The sequence below is a fragment of the Lichenibacterium ramalinae genome, assembly GCF_004137085.1.
GTDB lineage: Bacteria > Pseudomonadota > Alphaproteobacteria > Rhizobiales > Beijerinckiaceae > Lichenihabitans > Lichenihabitans ramalinae.
Map to the genome: position 1 here is coordinate 139,299 of NZ_QYBC01000010.1, position 17,295 is coordinate 156,593.

General features: G+C 67.8%; 13 protein-coding genes. 10 read left to right on the top strand and 3 right to left on the bottom strand.

What is annotated here, in order from left to right; all coding sequences use genetic code 11:
* The first annotated feature begins 69 nt into the window (after window positions 1-69).
* Both D3272_RS13315 and D3272_RS13320 read left to right on the top strand, forming a co-directional pair.
* Window positions 70-285, top strand: coding sequence for a hypothetical protein (locus tag D3272_RS13315; protein WP_129219683.1), 216 nt, complete (start codon window positions 70-72; stop codon window positions 283-285).
* A gap of 1,694 nt (window positions 286-1,979) precedes the next feature.
* Window positions 1,980-2,597 carry a hypothetical protein gene (locus tag D3272_RS13320; RefSeq protein WP_129219684.1) on the top strand — a complete coding sequence of 206 codons (618 nt, stop codon included), beginning with the start codon at window positions 1,980-1,982 and terminating at the stop codon, window positions 2,595-2,597.
* 292 nt (window positions 2,598-2,889) lie between these two features.
* On the opposite strand, the gene D3272_RS13325 is transcribed toward D3272_RS13320, so the two are convergent.
* Window positions 2,890-3,681: a hypothetical protein gene (locus D3272_RS13325; RefSeq protein WP_129219685.1), complete on the bottom strand. Its 792-nt coding sequence runs from the start codon at window positions 3,679-3,681 to the stop codon at window positions 2,890-2,892.
* A gap of 1,386 nt (window positions 3,682-5,067) precedes the next feature.
* On the opposite strand from D3272_RS13325, the gene D3272_RS13330 reads away from it, so the two are divergent.
* The 5 genes from D3272_RS13330 to repC all read left to right on the top strand — a co-directional run bounded on the left by D3272_RS13330 (window position 5,068) and on the right by repC (window position 11,932).
* Window positions 5,068-5,499: a hypothetical protein gene (locus D3272_RS13330; RefSeq protein ID WP_129219686.1), complete on the top strand. Its 432-nt coding sequence runs from the start codon at window positions 5,068-5,070 to the stop codon at window positions 5,497-5,499.
* Window positions 5,496-7,691, top strand: a complete 2,196-nt coding sequence (gene recD2, locus D3272_RS13335) for an SF1B family DNA helicase RecD2 (protein WP_129219687.1) — start codon at window positions 5,496-5,498, stop codon at window positions 7,689-7,691. The genes D3272_RS13330 and recD2 overlap by 4 nt, the downstream gene beginning before the upstream one ends.
* A gap of 585 nt (window positions 7,692-8,276) precedes the next feature.
* A complete protein-coding gene (gene repA / locus D3272_RS13340) occupies window positions 8,277-9,470 on the top strand; it encodes a plasmid partitioning protein RepA (RefSeq protein WP_428977989.1) in 1,194 nt (397 codons plus the stop codon).
* Between the two features lie 56 nt (window positions 9,471-9,526).
* Window positions 9,527-10,492 (top strand): plasmid partitioning protein RepB, encoded by a 966-nt coding sequence (repB, locus tag D3272_RS13345; protein WP_129219688.1) that lies wholly within the window; start codon window positions 9,527-9,529, stop codon window positions 10,490-10,492.
* 213 nt (window positions 10,493-10,705) lie between these two features.
* On the top strand, window positions 10,706-11,932 hold the full coding sequence (gene repC / locus D3272_RS13350) for a plasmid replication protein RepC (protein WP_129219689.1): 1,227 nt from the start codon (window positions 10,706-10,708) through the stop codon (window positions 11,930-11,932).
* A gap of 49 nt (window positions 11,933-11,981) precedes the next feature.
* On the opposite strand, the gene D3272_RS13355 is transcribed toward repC, so the two are convergent.
* The gene (locus D3272_RS13355; protein WP_129219690.1) at window positions 11,982-12,248 is read right to left on the bottom strand and encodes a hypothetical protein; all 267 of its coding nucleotides are present in this window, start codon (window positions 12,246-12,248) and stop codon (window positions 11,982-11,984) included.
* A gap of 879 nt (window positions 12,249-13,127) precedes the next feature.
* Window positions 13,128-13,721, bottom strand: coding sequence for a hypothetical protein (locus D3272_RS13360; protein WP_129219691.1), 594 nt, complete (start codon window positions 13,719-13,721; stop codon window positions 13,128-13,130).
* 318 nt (window positions 13,722-14,039) lie between these two features.
* Here D3272_RS13360 and D3272_RS13365 point away from each other — a divergent pair, with 318 nt between their 5' ends.
* From D3272_RS13365 to D3272_RS13375, 3 genes are all read left to right on the top strand, one after another.
* Window positions 14,040-14,432, top strand: coding sequence for a hypothetical protein (locus D3272_RS13365; RefSeq protein WP_129219692.1), 393 nt, complete (start codon window positions 14,040-14,042; stop codon window positions 14,430-14,432).
* 162 nt (window positions 14,433-14,594) lie between these two features.
* Window positions 14,595-16,454, top strand: coding sequence for an AAA family ATPase (locus D3272_RS13370; RefSeq protein ID WP_245496557.1), 1,860 nt, complete (start codon window positions 14,595-14,597; stop codon window positions 16,452-16,454).
* Window positions 16,451-17,101: a 4Fe-4S cluster-binding domain-containing protein gene (locus tag D3272_RS13375; RefSeq protein ID WP_129219694.1), complete on the top strand. Its 651-nt coding sequence runs from the start codon at window positions 16,451-16,453 to the stop codon at window positions 17,099-17,101. Before D3272_RS13370 ends, D3272_RS13375 begins: the two co-directional genes overlap by 4 nt.
* Window positions 17,102-17,295: the final 194 nt, after the last annotated feature.

Below are 17,295 nucleotides of genomic sequence, written 5' to 3' on the forward strand. Positions count from 1 at the left end.
AGTATTGCCTTTGCCGAGCTGGGCGCCATATTCTCTGAATACAGTCAGAGAATTCAAGGAGGCTAGCCCATGGTAGCCAACGAACACGACGTCTCCGAAAAGAAGCACGATCCAGGGCCTACCTTCGAGGCCGGTGCGGGTCACGTCCCCGTTCCCGATCCCGTCGAGAAGCAGCCGGTGTTCGAGGCGGGCGCGGGTCGGGGAGGCGTAGCCGATCATAGCATCGTCTCTCCGACCTTCGAGCCTACGAAGGATCGGAACGACGAGAAGACGAAAGGGTCCTGATCGGTCTCGGTCGAGGCTCGACACCCGGGGCGGCGCGACGTCAGGCTTGCGTCATGGGCCGTAGCCGCCTCATCGTCTGCGGCCAACGGTCTGCGTTGCAAGGCTTGTCGGTTGAGTCCCCTAAGCGGAAGGGATAGAGCTAAGTTGGGTTGAGTACCCCCTAGGCTTTGAACAAGTCCTCACAGAATATGTTGTGAGACCTGTGCGCTGTGGGACACATTCAATGGCCTACAAAGATTGCAGCTTGGCCTCGCCACCCGCAGGGGCGAGGCCAGCGTGGCGGCCCGATAACAGGGTTAGAGATCTGCCCGTTACAAACGACGCGCAGATGATCGGGTCCTGCTTCGTCTGCTGCATGGCGCTCGCGAGGCACGTGTCAAACGCTCTCCGCCCGAACGGCATAGCGTTCTGCCCTCGCCACGTCGAACAGCTCAGTTACACCTACAGTAATCTCAATCTGCGCTCTCCGCCGTCGGCAGCCGCAAACCATCGGAGAGCGTCGCTGCCCGGTTTGCCAGGCAGTGGGCGGCGGCCAAGCTATGGCACGCTGATCGAGGCCGCCCCTGCTTCGATGTCCGTGGGTGGCTGATGCCTGAAACGGGGCAGGGGACCCAGGCCCGACCTCGAGTTCGCCGCCTTCGTTGTCGTCTACCGGTTGCCGACCACTTCCTTGAGGAGGGGAGGGTAGGGCACCGCGCGCCGCTGACGACCTCGCTCCTGTATTCCCTTGCCCTGCCCTGCTCCGCCCCGACCGATCGGGGGCTCGCGCCACGATCATGCGGCGCCGAAGCTCAGATCCTCCGGGTTGCCGATCGGCGTCAGTGAGGGTAGGGAACAAGTATGGCCCTGATGCTGCAATTCTTGTCGTGGGCGCAGCCTGAGATGGAGACGTGGATTACAGAATCGGTGAAAACGTGATAGCACCAGATATGCTGAATTTTATGATCAACTATTAGATGTTTATATAGTTGTAACCGTTCCATAATCTATATTATGCGAATATGGGAATCTGGCTTGTCTGTGCCTTCAATTCGTCTCTGCCAAAGGGGCGAAACCTTTTGATTGCGTCATTGCCTTGAGTCGTGAACGAGGGAAGCTGCTCCGGAACACGCGGGTGCGCATCCGCGATTTTGTCGAGAAGGCCCCCTGCCCCACCGAGATCTGTCGCTCCGGCCGCAGTGGCAGCCGTTCTGGGACGTTGGTGAAGGGTCGCGCCGACGTCGCAGACCGACTCGAGCGACTACTCTCGGTTTCCGTTCGGGAGCGAGGACGCGAACCATCGCCCAGTAACAGGCGGACCTGGAGCGAGAGGCTCGACGTCCAGACAGGAGCGCGCCGAACGGCGCCGTTTCCACCTCGGTGTGAGATCGCGCCGGCTGCACGGCAACGTTACGAACGCGACCGGAAGCGCTTCGGCTCGAGCGAGGCTGGGGTTAGGGCTGGCCAGCGGCTCGGGCCAGCCGGGGGCGCGCGAGATGATCGGCGAGAGCCCGGAGGACCACGCGCTCGGTGGCCGCCGGCGTCTTCGCGTCCGAACGTCGTGCGCTCGCTAGCCGCGTCTCGGGGGCGGCCGACGTGCGAGAATGGTGAACGGAGTGGCGATTCGGCCCCGCACGCGGTCCCGTCGTGTCGCTCCGAGACGTTCCGCGCTCGGTCTGGCGATGCGTGGTGAGCGACTAGTGGGGAGAACCTAGATGATGCGAGACGAGCCGCCCGAGCCGTTCCGGACACCGGCGGACGCCTACCGCCTGACGGCGATGGGGTTCCATCTGGCGGAGCAGGTGATCACCGCCGCTGCGCGGGCCAGGGAGCGGCGGGACGTTGAGTTCCGAACCAACCTTGCTCCCTTGCGCGAGTTCCTGCGTCCCCACGTGTTCGTGGATCGCGCGGCGCGAGACTCGGCCTGCCGTACTCCGATGCGAGGGGACGTCCTAGCCTTGGAGCCGGTCGACGCCGACGAGGTGCGCTTCCGGTGGAGGACCTCGTGCCTGTTCGCCATCGGGCACGGCATCGACGACCCCGGATTCGAGGAGGTCGCGTACGCCATCGCGGATCCCGAGATCATCTGCCTCGTGGAGAGGTCGATGCGTGGGCGAGGGTCGGATGGCAAGCGCGGTGAGCAGTCTATCTATCTCACCGTTTCCGGAGCGCACTACCAGCTTAGGGTCGACGAGGAGGGTCAGCCGGAAGTGAGGGTGAAGGTGCCGTTCGGCGTCGTGTCGCAGGACGAGGGTGGACGGACTGCCATGTGGTTGCTCGACCTCCTGGTGGGTCGGCTGGAGTTCTCGAATGCACCAGAGGCCTGGGTCTAGGCCGTCCCGCGAGCGGGACGGGCGCCGCATGTTCTCGGCTCGGTGTCCTGGGCGACGACATCCTGCCTGCGCTCGGCCCGCAGGCTGCCCCCACGGGCCGACCACCATGCCGACCCACCAAGGTCCGGCTCGGCACGATCGGTTGAAGCGAACCGTCGGTGGCGGTTCGCCGAAGACGGCGCCGTCGCCCCGACCTTCGTGTCAGGCCGGCGGCCTCTGACCAGCCATCGCAGGCGCGAGCAGGTCACCAAAGGGGCCCGACGCACTCGACCGCGACGGGCAAGGCGGGCGCTCAGCGAACGGGCCCCGGCCACCGCTGGCGGTCGAGTAGGATAAGACGCCGCAGCACCGCCGCCGTGGACGGCCGTCGTCGAACCGTGCGCCACAGGATCAACAGCGGCCGGCGCTTGTCGAGCCGGTCCTCGCGCGAGGTCGATGGCACGACGCAGAGGCCGAAGGCGATCTCGTCCAGGACGGCCCAGGCGCCCTGGGCCACGGGCGACCTCCTCGGTACTACCGTCAGGTCGGACAGCACGTCGATGGCCTTGGCCAAAGCGACGTCGGCATCGGCAGAGCCGACCGCCGCCCGATAGAGAGCGACGTCGTCCGCTGTCGTCTCCCCGGAGTTCGGGGCCTGAGAGCCATCGATCCCGTCGGCGCGGGTGCCGCAGGAGTCGGCGTCGAACGTCGTGCGCTTCGGGCGGGGCAGCCCCCCTGCCGTGCCCGAACGCCACTCGGCCCGGAGCGCGGCCTCGAGGAGGAATGCGAGATGGGCGCGAGTGCTCCCTCTCGCGGACGCGAGCCACCCGTCGAAAGCGGCCGCCTTGACCTCCTGGTCCTCCCCGGTGCGAGACGGGGTGCACGCCAGTCGCAAGGCCGTGACCGCCGCGACGCGTCCAGCGCACTCCGCGAGCGCGTCGCCGAGGAACTCCAACTTCTGAGCTGCCCTGACGTGCCTCGCCACCTCCCTCGCGAGACCGGCCGGCGTCCCGACCTCGGCCAGGGACTCGTAGCGTCTCCATCGGTCGGCACCGACGACGCGCCCGCCCGCCCTGCCCGCGGCCACTCCCTCGTCGACGCTCATGCCCTGACCCCGGCGCTTGCGATGGTTGGTCCGAAGCCAACCCCGTGACGCCCGACCACCCTCTTGGAACTGCCCCTCGCCATGCTCGATCCTCCCTCGATGGGGAACGACGACCCATTCCCCCGACGCTCGACGCCAAACGTGAGCGGCGATCGAGGCGGCGGCGCCACGCCACTTGGAGCGGGCGTTGGCGACGTGCCGAAGCCTCCTGCGGGTCCGACGACCGGGCGGCTCCCCCATCGCGGGAGCGCCTGACCGTCGCGAGTACGCCAGACCGATCGGAGCGGCCGAGCTCGCGCCGTTCCCGGCCAACGCGTCGCGCCTCGGCCCGCCGCTCTGCAGACCTCCGCAAAACCCTGCGAGGAAGGGTGGCCCGAGCACGTCCGACGAGGTCGTCAGCTCCCGAGGTGGCGCCGTCCCTGCCCTGCCGCCGCCGTCGGCCCTGCTCAGAACGGTGCGTCGTGCGCGTCGCAGAGCACCTCCCTCCTCCCCTGCCCTCGGCGTGGGACTTGAGCGCCGCAGACCTCGCACGTCGCCACCGATCTGGTGGCGAGCCGTTGTCCGACGTCCCTGAGACGTGCGATCAAATCGTGGTCCTCGGGTTGCATCAGCCAAAGCAGCCGGAGGCGGCCCCGGCTCCGGCGGACCTCCACCTTGAGCAGCCGTGCGCTGCCCCCTGCCCCGGCCGAGGTCGAGAGGGCCTCGTTCGCGCTCTCCATCGCCATGGTCGCCAGCTTGGCCCAACCCGGTTCCAAGGGCGCAGGGTCTCGCCTCATGGGGCACTCCCTCGCAGCTGAAGCAGCAGCGTGGCAGCATACAAATAAACAGCTATGCTGTCATCGAGATAGTGCCGTCGCGATGACGTTCGTGGCGACCTCGCGGGAGCGAGGCGCGGGAAGATCCGGACGACATCCGGCCCCGGATGTAGGCGTGGCGTCGGCGTCATAGGCAACGTGCGGCAGGAGGGCCACGACCGCCGGGACGTGCCAACGCCGGACCGTCCGGACCGGAGGTGATGGCATACAGCCGCTGTCTCCCACGACGTCCGGCCAAGACGATCGGGCGCATGGAGGGACGGCCTCGCGTAGGGCGACCTTTCGATCGTGCCCGGAGGATCCCCGCGGTGTGGCGGAGGTCGACACCTCTGCCGCGACGGCCCGAGGTGCTCCACTCCCGGTCGGACCGGCGTCGCACCTGCCGGCGGCCAGCGAACGCCCTGACCAGCGGCGGTCCGGTCGGCTGTCGCTCCGACCCTGCCAGCTTACTCCTGCTCGAGCATGCCTCGGCCGAGTCCGGTCACGCGGTCGGGCTTGCCCGGCACTCCCCTGCCCCCGTAGGATGCGGAGAAACCGCCGCACCCGATCCGTCTCGGCGGCGCGAGGTCACATGCCGATCCGCCGGCAGCACCGCTGGCTCTACCCCATCGACTGGCGCGAACTGTCAGCCTCGATCCGCTTCCGTCGCGCCAGGGGCCGGTGTGAAGGATGCGGCCGGCCGCATGGGCGCTCGGTGCTGCACCTCGGCGACGGACGCTGGTGGGACGAGGACGAGCGGCGCTGGCGAGATGGGCGAGGCAGGTGGGTGCGTCGCCTCGAGCCTCCACACAGTCTGCTCCAGCCCATCCGCCGCACCCTCGTCGTGCTGGCGACCTGCCACCGTGATCATGACCCGACGAACAACGTCGCCTCCAACCTCGCGGCCTTCTGCCAGAGGTGCCACATCATCCACGACAAGCCTGAGCACCTGCGGCGGCGGAGGCTGACCTACCTGGAGCGTCGCGCGCTCGGAGATCTCTTCACGGGGCCATACCGCCGGTGAGCACCCCACCGGCGCAGGCCTCCTCGTCAACGACACCGACGGAGAACCTGGCCGGTCTCGTGGAGCGGGTGACGTTCCACAACGAGGAGAACGGCTTCTGCGTGTTGCGCCTCAAGGCCCGCGGGCAGCGCGACCTCGTCACCGTCGTGGGCCACGCCGCCATGATCTCGGCCGGCGAGTGGATCCAGGCCACCGGCACCTGGACCAACGACCGGACCCACGGCCTGCAGTTCCGGGCCGTCTTCCTCAAGGCGACCCCGCCGACGACGATCGAGGGCATCGAGCGCTATCTCGGCTCCGGCATGATCCGCGGCATCGGCCCCGCCTACGCCAAGCGCCTGGTGAAGACCTTCGGCGAGGCTGTGTTCGACGTGATCGAGGCCGAGCCGGCGCGACTGCGCGAGGTCGAGGGCATCGGCCCCAAGCGCGCCGAGCGCATCGCCGCCGGCTGGGCCGAGCAGAAGATTGTGCGCGAGATCATGCTGTTCCTGCATGCCCACGGCGTCGGCACGAGCCGGGCGGTGCGCATCTACAAGACCTACGGCGCCGAAGCCGTGGCGGTCATCAGCGAGAACCCCTACCGCCTCGCGCGCGACATCCGCGGCATCGGCTTCAAGACTGCCGACCAGATCGCGGCCAAGCTCGGCATCGCCAAGGACGCCATGGTGCGGGTCCGCGCCGGGGTCAGCTACGCCCTTGCCGAGGCCATGGACGAGGGCCACTGCGGCCTGCCCGAGGACGACCTGCTGCGGACCGGCGCCGAGCTGCTCGAGGTGACGGCCGACCGGCTCACGGCCGCGCTGATGCTCGAGCTGCAGGAGGGCGCCGTGGTAGCCGACACGGTGGGCGAACGTCGCTGCATCTTCCTGGAGGGCCTGTACCGGGCCGAGCGGGACATCGCCGAGCGTCTGCAGTCGCTCGTGGGCGGGGAGCCGCCCTGGCCCGCCCTCGACCTCGACAGGGCCATCCCGTGGCTGGAGCAGCGCGGCGGCCTCACGCTCGCGCCGAGCCAGCGGGAGGCGCTGCGCCTTGCCGTCTCGAGCAAGGCCCTGGTGATCACCGGCGGCCCGGGCGTCGGCAAGACCACGCTGGTCAACTCGATCCTGAAGGTGCTGGTGGCGAAGAGCGTCAACGTCGCCCTCTGCGCCCCGACCGGCCGCGCCGCCAAGCGCCTGACCGAGACGACCGGCGTCGAGGCGAAGACCATTCACCGCCTGCTCGAGACCGACCCGAAGAACGGCGGTTTCAAGCGCGACGAGAGCAACCCGCTCGGCTGCGACCTGCTCGTCGTCGATGAGACTTCGATGGTCGACGTCCTGCTGATGAAGGCGCTGGTCCGAGCCCTTCCGCCCCGGGCCGCCCTGCTGCTGGTCGGAGACGTCGACCAGCTCCCCTCCGTCGGCCCCGGCCAGGTCCTGGCCGACATCATCGGCTCGGGGGCTGTGCCGGTAGTCAGGCTCACGGAGGTGTTCCGCCAGGCCGCCACCAGCCGGGTCATCGTCAACGCGCACCGCATCAACCAGGGCCAGATGCCCGAGGCGACGCCGGCCGGCACCGAGCGCTCGGACTTCTACATCGTGGACGCGGCCGAGCCGGAGATAGCAGCCACGAAGATCCTCGCCGTGGTGCGCGACCGCATCCCGAAGGCCTTCGGCCTCGACCCGGTGCGCGACGTTCAGGTCCTGTGCCCGATGAACCGCGGCGGCGTAGGGGCGCGGTCCCTCAATATCGAGCTGCAGAAGGTGCTGAACCCTCCGGGGGAGGTGCGGGTGGAGCGCTTCGGCTGGACCTACGCGCCGGGCGACAAGGTCATGCAGATCGAGAACGACTACGACAAGGAGGTCTACAACGGCGACCTTGGCATCGTGGCCCGGATCGATCTGGAGGCCAGCGAGCTCGTTTCGACCTTCGACGGGCGCGAGGTCGTCTACGGCTTCGGCGAACTCGACGAACTGGTGCTGGCCTACGCCACGACGATCCACAAGGCCCAGGGCTCGGAATACCCTGCGGTGGTGATCCCGGTCATGACGCAGCACTACACGATGCTGGCGCGTAATCTCCTCTACACGGGCGTGACGCGGGGTAAGAAGCTCGTCGTGCTGGTCGGTCAGCGCAAGGCGATTGCTATGGCGGTGCGGAACGGTGGACGGCGCCGGCGGTGGTCGAAGCTTGAGGAGTGGCTGCGGGTCTGAGGTGCGTGGCCCGCACGTCCACCGCACAGCCCGAAGAGTCGAGTGCCTGGTCCGGTTCGGCGAGCACCGGGCACGCGCGTGGAGGTCAGGCACGGAGCAGATGGTGACGGCGCCTGACCGCCGTCCTGCCGATGCGGACCCATGCGGGCCAGCTGCCCGCGACGTGGTGCCGGTCAGCTTGGACGTGACAGGTCAGCCCAGTCTCGGAGACGGTCGCGGACACGGATCGAAGCGGTGGCACACCATTCAGGCGATGGGACGACGTCGTCCCTCCGACCCTGGGCCCGAGCGTCCTCGTGTCAATCCTTCGGACTCAAGGTCGAAGATAGCTCCGACCGGGACCAACTATCGCGTCCACGGTGGCCGCCTCCGTTGACAGCCGTGCAACGGGGTGAAATCGCCTTTGATAACAACAGCTAAGCGTTCTTTGCCGGTCGCCTCGGCCCTTTGTGCATGGACGATTCACACACCGTGCAGAATCCCATTGATTACGATCGCGAATCGACCGACATTCCCGCTTGTCGGAATGAACGCTTCGAAAAAGCGTTATTCCCAGGAACGAGTTCGATGGACGAGGCGGTACCGATGCCGGATCTGGAGGTGTTCAGCTTCCACGAGACGATCTCCCAGCAGGGGGCGCTCATCTCGGAGAAGCTGAACATGCTGCGCGTCCAGCATTATCCCCCGGACGCCATGAAGGGTCTGCGATCGTTCTCGCTCGCGGAGGTCGCCTACTTCCTCGGCGTCACGCAGTCCAACGTCAAGAAGCTCCATCTCGACGGCAAGGGTCCTACCCCGACGACGTCGCAGTCCGGACGGCGCACCTACACGGCGGCGCAGATGCTCGAACTTCGCCACTACCTCGACCGGCACGGACGAAGCGACGTGAAGCGCTACGTGCCGCACCGGCGGCCCGGGGAGGCGTTGCAGGTCGTCAGCGTCGTGAACTTCAAGGGTGGGTCAGGCAAGACGACGACGGCCGCGCATCTGGCCCAGCACCTGGCCCTGACCGGTCACCGCGTCCTGGCGATCGACCTCGACCCGCAGGCCTCGTTGACGGCGCTCCACGGCATCCAGCCAGAACTCGACAGGAACCCGTCCCTGTACGACGCCATCCGTTACGACGACAGGCAGAGACCCATCGCCGAGGTTATCAGGCCGACGAACTTCCCGGGCCTCGACATCGTGCCGGCGAACCTGGAACTGCAGGAGTACGAGTACGACACACCCCTGGCCGCCTCGACGAGTCAGGCGGACGGCAAGCTCTTCTTCACTCGGATCACGAATGCCCTCAAGCAGGTGGACGCCGACTACGACGTCGTCGTGATCGACTGCCCCCCTCAGCTCGGCTACCTGACCCTGACGGCGCTCACTGCGTCGACCTCCGCCGTGATCACGATCCACCCGCAGATGCTGGACGTACTCTCGATGAGCCAGTTCCTGCAGATGCTCGGTGGGATCCTCGAGTCGATAGCCGGCGCGGGAGCGAAGGTGGGCCTTCGGTGGTTCCGCTACCTCGTCACGAGGTACGAGCCGACCGATGGCCCCCAGGCCCAGATGGTCGGGTTCATGCAGGCCCTCTTCCCCAAGCAGGTCCTGACGAACCAGATGGTCAAGTCCACGGCCATCTCCGACGCGGGCATCACGAATCAGACGCTCTACGAGGTCGACCGCGGACAGATGATCCGGTCGACCTACGACCGGGCCCTGGAGGCGCTCAACGCGGTCAACGAGGAGATCACGTCCCTCGTGCACCAGGCCTGGGGGAGGCGCGTTTGACAGCCGTGCGAAACACCGTTTCTCGCCGGTTTCTCAAGACCATGGTGGGCTAGGCCATGCGCAAGAACCTCATGGACCGGGTCCTCGACGCTCCCACGTCACCTCGCCCGGAGGCCGCCCGGCACGGCGCCGCGCGGTCCATGACGCGCTCGATCGAGGAGCTGGCGGAGAACGTCAAGCGCATGCAAGAGGGCGAGGTCGTCACGAGCCTCGACGTCGAGCTGGTGGAGGCCTCGTTCGTGTCGGATCGCATCGACCACGACGACGAGGACTACGCGCGCCTGCGCGAGGCGATAGCGGGGCAGGGACAGTCCACCCCGATCCTGGTTCGACCGCATCCGGACCGTGACGGCCGGTACATGATCGTCTACGGCCACCGCCGCGCGCGCGTGGCCCGCGAACTCGGCCGTCCCGTGCGGGCCGTCATCAAGAACCTCGAGGACATCGCCCACGTCGTCGCCCAGGGGCAGGAGAACAGCGCCCGCGCGAACCTCTCGTTCATCGAGAAGGCGCTCTTCGCGAAGAAGCTGCTCGCGATGGGCCAGGCCAAGGACGTGATCAAGAGCGCCCTCTCCGTCGACGACACGCTGCTCTCGCGCATGCTGTCCGTCGCGGAGACGGTGCCCGGGCCCGTGCTCGACGCCGTGGGAGCGGCCAAGGGGGTCGGGCGCGATCGGTGGGAGGAGCTCAAGAAGCTGCTCGCGATCCCGGCCAAGGCCCTGTTCGCCGCCGAGGTCGTCGCGGGCGAGGACTTCCGGGTCAAGGAGGGAGCCGCGCGCTTCGACCACCTGCTGACGCAGGTCCGATCCGGCCGCAGGCCGACCGTCCGCAAGCCCGCGGTGGCGTCGACCTCGCACTGGGCCGCTCCAGACAGGAGCGTCGAGGCGGCCTACAGGCGTTCCGGCAAGAGCTTCAGCCTCTCCCTGTCGTCGAAGGACGGCGGTGAGTTCGGCGACTTCATTTCGTCTCGGCTGGAGCGGCTCTACGCCGAGTTCAGCGAGGCGAGGTCCCGCAAGGAGTAGGGGAGACCCCCCGCTCTGACGCGCGGCCGGGCAATCCCGCTCGGTCGCCATCACTAGGAGACGAACCGGCAAAAGAAAAAGGCCCCCAAGACGAACGTCCCGGAAGCCCTTCTCCTTGTTTGGCGACTAGAGAATCGCACTTCCGCACATCGCAGTCAAGCGTTGGACGCCGTTTCGGCGAGCGGATTTCCTTTGCCCGGACGCGAGGCAAGGATGGACCTGGCATATCCGACGACGCCCTTCGGGCGTCGATCGATGACGCTCGCCTCGGTGGCGAGCCAAGCGGCGGCGAGGGCCTGCCCCGAGGGCAGGGCAGCGCACAAGTGGAAGGTCTTCAGGTGGGCCACGGAGGCTCGCGACGCGTTGGGCGTGTCCGATCGCGCCCTGTCGATCCTCAACGCGCTCCTGACGTTCCTGCCGGACACGACGATGACGACCGGTCCCGAACTGATCGTGTTCGCGTCGAACGAGCAGCTCTCGTCACGGGCTCACGGCATGTCGGAGTCGACGCTCCGCCGCCACGTGCAGGCGCTCGTCGTGGCCGGGCTCGTTATCCGGCGTGACAGCCCGAACGGGAAGCGGTTCGCCCGCCGGGGTAGGGCAGGGGAGGTGGAGCAGGCCTATGGCTTCGACCTGACGCCGTTGGTGTCCCGCACGGACGAACTCGAGCGTCTGGCAGCGGAGGCGCAGCGTGGACGCCGCGACGCGGCGCTGGCTCGCGAGCGCGTCACCATCCTGCGCAGGGACATCTCGAAGATGCTGGCGGTAGGTATCGGGAGTGCCGTCGTCGGCGACTGGGCCTCGCTGCAGATCGAGTTCTCGCGCCTGAGCTTTCGCCTACCGAGGAATCCCGCCCACGACATGGTTCGTCGTCTCGCGGCCGACCTGCTCTGCCTCGCTTCGAGAGTGGGCAAGTTGTTGGAGACTCACGTGGAAGCCGAGATTCAGACTGGCAATGCCACTCAATGTGACGCGCACCTTCAGAGATCAAACTCAGATACTATTATATTGATTGAACCGCCTCTCGAGAAGGGGGGGGGTACGGTCGACGAGTCCGATCCACCGAAGCGTCCGCCATCCAAGTTACCACTGGCTACCATCTTGGAGGCGTGTCCGGACATCTCGTTCTACTCGCGCCATGGCATATCGGGGTGGCCCGACTTCCTTGCAGCCGCGGAGACGGTTCGAGGCGCGCTGGGCGTCAGTCCGAGTGCCTGGGACGACGCCCGGTCGGCCATGGGCAACGTCGACGCCGCGATTACCATCGCGACGCTCCTCCAACGATCGGAGGACATCAAGAGTCCAGGAGGCTATCTGCGCAGCCTCACCGAGAAGAGCCGGGCCGGGCGGTATTCCATCGGACCGGTAGTCATGTCACTGATGCAGCGTCAGATGAGGGCCAAGGGTGCACAGGGTCGGCGAAGTGCCGAGCCCGCGTAGGCCGGCCGGTCGGATTCGGGGTCCGGGGCGGATCCGACTTCGCACGACCTCAATTCTCGATCACGTTCTTGATTCCCGTGAGGCCCTTCTTGGCGAAGTAGAGATCGAGGGCCTCGAGGATGACGTCGTTGGCCTTCCGCTCGGTCGTGAAGGCGATCTCCTTGATCTTCCGCGCGACCTTCGGATGCGTGTAGACCATGATCTTGGCGACCTTCTTCGCTGGCCTGGCGGCGTTTTCGTCCGTGATCGCCAAGGCGTCGAGCGCCTCGTTCACGGGGGACGTGTTCAGTCCTGGATCGTGTTCGTCGGTCGGCATAGCTCACCTCCAGGGTCTACCGCGTCCGCGCCTTTCGAGTGCGCCGGGTGTGGATGCGGGTCGTGGTACCCGGGCAGTCAAACGGCACACCCTGGTCCTCGCCCCTGCCGCCGCGGACCGCGCAGAGGCCCCGAATCGGTGCCAGGAGCGCTAGCACGATGTCGCGCCAGTAGACAAACAAATCTGTCTACTAGCACGACAGTATGCAGCGGTTTTTCATCGGATGGTTGCGACACGCCCGACCCCTTCTGTGCGCATGCTAACTTGACAGCATGTCAGTACGTTGGATGTCTGGCCGGGCATTGGCCGATTTCTTCGTTCTTCGACGGTCTCCTTGCAGGGAGGGACTCGTAGTAGGACCGAGGGATGACCCTGGTGTCCCCTAGAGGCACGACGGCAGCCATGTGAGCATCCGTCCCTCAGCGGGGGGCGTCGCGCCAGCGGGTCTGAACGACCATGGACATGATGGGCATCGTGCGGACGCTCCGGCTCGGTCGACATGGACGCGATGTCGCTTCCGCGAGCCCGACGTCTCGCTTCGTCGCGTCTTCCCGTGTCCTCGAGCTGCGTTGTCCAAGCACCAGGCTGGACGACGGGTCGGCTTACTCAGGCAACGCAGCCGGTGTCGAGCGTTCCCCTTCGGGAAACTTGGTTTGGCAGAACCGACGATCACCTCCGAGACCAAGGGTTCATCGACGATGGCACGTGCTGGCGCATGTCCCCGGCCTTCGACGTCGTTTCCCGAGTCGGGTGACTTGGCACGTCAGCGCCACGGTAGGGGAACTCGGACCCTCTCGGGACCACGCTCGCGCGTTCGAGGCGGATGTCACCTCGGCCATCGGATGGGTCTCGGCGGCTGCGCTCTCGTGAGGTCGCGGTTCAGGAAACTGCATCGCCTCGCGCCGAGGCAGCCAACGCTTCGATCAGCCGGACGAGCCAGGGACGCCGACGTTTCGCGAGCTCGTCGGCGAGGCGGTCCCGCTCGTCCCTGAACTCGGCGGAGCGTGCGCGTTCCGCCTCGACCAGTGCCGCGAAGACCTGAGTGCGAGCAGCATCGACGCGGAGGGTCTCGGCCTCGAACCTCACCCCGCGCATCTCCGTACGGGCATCGGCGAGTTCCTCGGTGAGCTGGTCGATTCGGAGTTCCAGATAGCCGAGCAGGGTGCGGGTGCCACCCTGGCCCATGTCGAACGCGTCACCTGGTTCTTCCTCGTCGCACGGTGGGGAGGAGGGGAGCGCGACCTCGGTCTCGCCGGTCGGATCGGCGCGTCGCGGCCACCCGCGGCGCAGCGCCAGTCGCTTGGTCGCCTCCGGCGACAAGCCCAGGAGGCCAGAGGCCTCGTCGTAGCCGACCCATCGCGAGGCCTCGCCGGTGATCATCGCGTCCGTACCCTGTCGTGAGCTGCCGAGGATGCAGGAGCGCGGTGTGGTGCGGCAAGTGGCGATCTGCGCAATCGCTGCCACGGCTGCCATGGTCGGCGCCTCGGACGGCCCCCAGTAGACGGTTCGCCCGCTCCCAGCCCTTTGGACCGACGCACGGACCAACCTCGCCCTGGGTCAGGCTTGTGGGGGCACCGCAACAGCGAAGCTCGCTCCGCGATGGCGCGTTTGTTTCGGCCTCCGAGGACGGTGTAGCTGCGGCCGCTAGAGGAACTGGCGACAGGCGTCGGCCCTCGGCCTCCGCTCGTCCGACCGACGTGACCCGGCGGAACGCCACCGTCAAGCGCCCGCTTGCTAATTCCTTCTTTGGTTGTAGTCTCGGTGTGGAAGCAGCTCAGCCGCGAGGCTTACATGACCATTCGTCGAAAAGGTCAACGGATCAGGTTGGGGGCGAACACCCACCTGAACCTGAACGGCAACGGGCAGGTGACGTCCACTACGACCAAGGCCGGATCCGCGACGTACACGAACTTCTCCAAGGGAGGCACGCGCGTCACGACCGATCTCGGCGGCGGGTACATCAACGTGTTCGACACGCGACGGGGCAGGTCTCGCCGCCCGCGTCGGCGAGCAAGCGCGGACAACGGGCTCGCGTTCGAGGTCGCGATCATCTTAACGGTGTTCCTGGTCCGATCCGCCTGGCGCCTCAGTTCTTGGGTGGCCGGTGTCGCTTGGCGCTCGTACCAGGCACGCCGCGAGGTGCGTCGTGCGGCGCTCCCCGATGATCGGTCCACGGACCCTTGACCTCGACGGGGTCTAGCAGCACCCACGTCCGCCTATGGGCCGATCAGCCGCATAGAGCAAAAATAGACCAAATCACGGGAGGCTAGGTTGTGGCCAGGTCTCACGTGAGCTAGCCGTTGCAGGACGAACCGACGCCGAGGAGGAGCTCGCGCCTTGTTTGACGTGACCGCCTTCGAACGGCCCAGGTGGCTCAGGGACGTCCGCCGCTTCCTGCCGCTGAAGCCACAGTTCGTGCTATCGGGCAACGTCCGGGACCTGCAGCCGCTCGACGTCGGCACCGGCCAGGTCACCTCGCAGCCCCTGTCGGTCGTATTGGCGGCCGAACTACGCGACGCCGGCTACGCCCACGTCTTGCTCTACGACCCCGTCGCAGGGTTCCGGGAGCTCCCGCCGACGGGAGGCGCGGCGATTTCCCGGGGCGAGCTCCTCGTCCAGCTCGGGCTCCAGCCCGACCAGGGCGGCGTCGCACCGGCGGGGCTCGACCTGATGTCCGAGACGCTGGCCCGCCTGGCCGCACGTCCCGGCGAACCCATCGCGACGATCGTCGACTTCGCATCGCGGCTCGTCGTCCGCCATGACGCGCTCGCACCTCCGGAGCACCAGGCCTTCACCCGCGCGCTCGTGTCGTCGCACACGAGCCGCCCCAAACCCTGCGGCTCGCCGCCGAAGCCGTTCTTCAACTCCGTGTTCTGGGTTGCGGAGAAGGAGGGCGACCTGCCCGACTGGTTGCTCGTGGGGAATCCCCGGATCCGCCACGTACCCATAGCCCGCCCCGAGCATCGGACGCGTCGCGTGGTCGCGAGATCGCTGATCAAGGGCATGCCGGAGGCGGCCAAGGCGGCCCCACACGCGATCGAGCAGGCGCTGGACGCCTTCGTGGAGGGGACCGAGGGGATGCTCGTCCTCGACATGGTCGCCGTCGCCCAGCTGGCCCGCAGCGAGGGAATCGCCCTCTCGGACGTCGGCGACGCCGTCCGCCGCTACAAGGTCGGGGTCAGTGACGATCCCTGGGCGGCGATCGACCGCGGCAAGGTGCGGCGCGGCGCGGACATCATCCGGGGGCGCGTCAAGGGCCAGGACCAGGCGATCACCCACGTGCTCGACATCGTGAAGCGCGCGGTGACGGGCGTCGGAGCGCCGAGGAGGGGGAGCCGGCCGCGTGGCGTGGCGTTCTTCGCCGGCCCGACCGGCGTCGGCAAGACCGAGCTCGCCAAGGCGCTGACCAGCCTGCTGTTCGGGAACGAGGACGCCTACATCCGCTTCGACATGTCGGAGTTCAGCTCCGAACACTCCGACCAGCGCCTGATCGGCGCCCCGCCGGGCTACGTCGGCTACGACGTCGGCGGCGAGCTGACGAACGCGATCAGGGAGAAGCCGTTCTCGGTCGTCCTGTTCGACGAGATCGAGAAGGCCCATCCACGCATCCTCGACAAGTTCCTCCAGATCCTGGACGACGGCGTCCTGACGTCCGGGCGCGGCGATCGCACGTACTTCTCCGAGGCGTTCATCGTGTTCACCTCGAACCTCGGCATATACCGCTCCGAGCCGAACGGCGGCCGCGTGGCGAACGTCACCCCGGACGACGCCTTCGAGGTCGTCCAGGAGCGCGTCCGGTCGGAGATCGGTCGGCACTTCAAGGAGGTCCTGAACCGTCCCGAGATCCTGAACCGGATCGGCGACAACGTGCTGGTCTTCGACTTCATCCGTCCCGCGATCGCCGCCGCGGTGCTCGAGTCACAGGTGGCCGGCGTCCTCGCCGACGTGGCGGCGGGGCAGGGGATCGAGGTCGTGCTGGACGCCCCCGTCCGCGAGCGGCTCCGGGAACTCTGCCTGGCGGACCTGTCGAACGGCGGTCGCGGCATCCGCAACAAGGTCGAGGCGCACCTGCTGAACCCGCTCGCCCGGGCGCTGTTCGACGCCGACGCCGGGACTGGCCAGCGCCTGCTAGCCGACGGGTTGGACGAGGTCGGCGGCGTCAGCGTCCTCTCCATTCGCGCCATGACGGCGGCCGCCGCGGCATGACCGACGTCGCCCTGTCGCGGATCCACTTCCCAGTCACCACGCTCGGCCCCGGCCGCCGCGTCGCCGTTTGGTTCCAGGGCTGCTCGATCCGATGCGTCGGCTGCGTCTCCCTCGACACCTGGGCGGTCGGCCGCGGCGCGACGACCGTCGAACGGGCCTTCGACGCCATCGTCCCGTTCCTCGCCGACGCCGACGGCCTGACCGTCTCTGGCGGCGAGCCCTTCGATCAGCCCGAGGCGCTCGCGGCGCTCCTCCGGGCGTGGCGGTCCGCGCACCGGGGCGACGTCCTGGTCTACTCGGGCCACCCCCTCGAGGCCCTCGAACCCACTCTCTCGGCCATGCGGGGCCTCGTGGACGCCGTGATGGCCGACCCCTACCTCGTCGACCGACCCCAGACGCTCGCGCTCCGGGGGAGCGACAACCAGCGGCTCAGGGTGATGACGCCTCTCGGCCGCGAGAGGCTCGCCTCCTGCGAACGCCCCCTGGCGGAGGCCGACAGGACCTTGGACGTGACGTTCGACGACCTCACCGGGGAGGTGCTCATGGCTGGCATCCCGCGACCGGGCGACATGGCCAGACTCGCCGCGGTCCTCGCAGCCGGCGGCCATGCGGTCGTCACGACCGCCGACGCCCGGGTGCGGTCGTGAATGCCCCGGCGAGGATCCTCGTCCGGGTCTGCCCCAGCTGCGGTGACGAGAGGCCCGTCGACGAGTTCGTATGCGGGAACGAGCTCGGAGGGGTCCCGTGCCACTGGCCGCTGGCCGACGAGGAGATCACGGAGGCGGGGGCGTCCGCCGCGCCCGCCGTCGAGGCCGCCCTGGCCCCAGCCGGGCCGACGCGG

Bases quoted from the DNA above. Each gene is read 5' to 3' on its own strand.
- repB (WP_129219688.1), top strand. From the start codon at position 9,527: ATGCGCAAGAACCTCATGGACCGGGTCCTCGACGCTCCCACGTCACCT.
- repA (WP_428977989.1), top strand. From the start codon at position 8,277: ATGCCGGATCTGGAGGTGTTCAGCTTCCACGAGACGATCTCCCAGCAG.
- D3272_RS13365 (WP_129219692.1), top strand. From the start codon at position 14,040: ATGACCATTCGTCGAAAAGGTCAACGGATCAGGTTGGGGGCGAACACC.
- D3272_RS13315 (WP_129219683.1), top strand. From the start codon at position 70: ATGGTAGCCAACGAACACGACGTCTCCGAAAAGAAGCACGATCCAGGG.
- D3272_RS13330 (WP_129219686.1), top strand. From the start codon at position 5,068: ATGCCGATCCGCCGGCAGCACCGCTGGCTCTACCCCATCGACTGGCGC.
- D3272_RS13375 (WP_129219694.1), top strand. From the start codon at position 16,451: ATGACCGACGTCGCCCTGTCGCGGATCCACTTCCCAGTCACCACGCTC.
- D3272_RS13320 (WP_129219684.1), top strand. From the start codon at position 1,980: ATGATGCGAGACGAGCCGCCCGAGCCGTTCCGGACACCGGCGGACGCC.
- D3272_RS13355 (WP_129219690.1), bottom strand. From the start codon at position 12,248: ATGCCGACCGACGAACACGATCCAGGACTGAACACGTCCCCCGTGAAC.
- repC (WP_129219689.1), top strand. From the start codon at position 10,706: ATGGACCTGGCATATCCGACGACGCCCTTCGGGCGTCGATCGATGACG.
- D3272_RS13325 (WP_129219685.1), bottom strand. From the start codon at position 3,681: ATGAGCGTCGACGAGGGAGTGGCCGCGGGCAGGGCGGGCGGGCGCGTC.
- D3272_RS13360 (WP_129219691.1), bottom strand. From the start codon at position 13,721: ATGGCAGCCGTGGCAGCGATTGCGCAGATCGCCACTTGCCGCACCACA.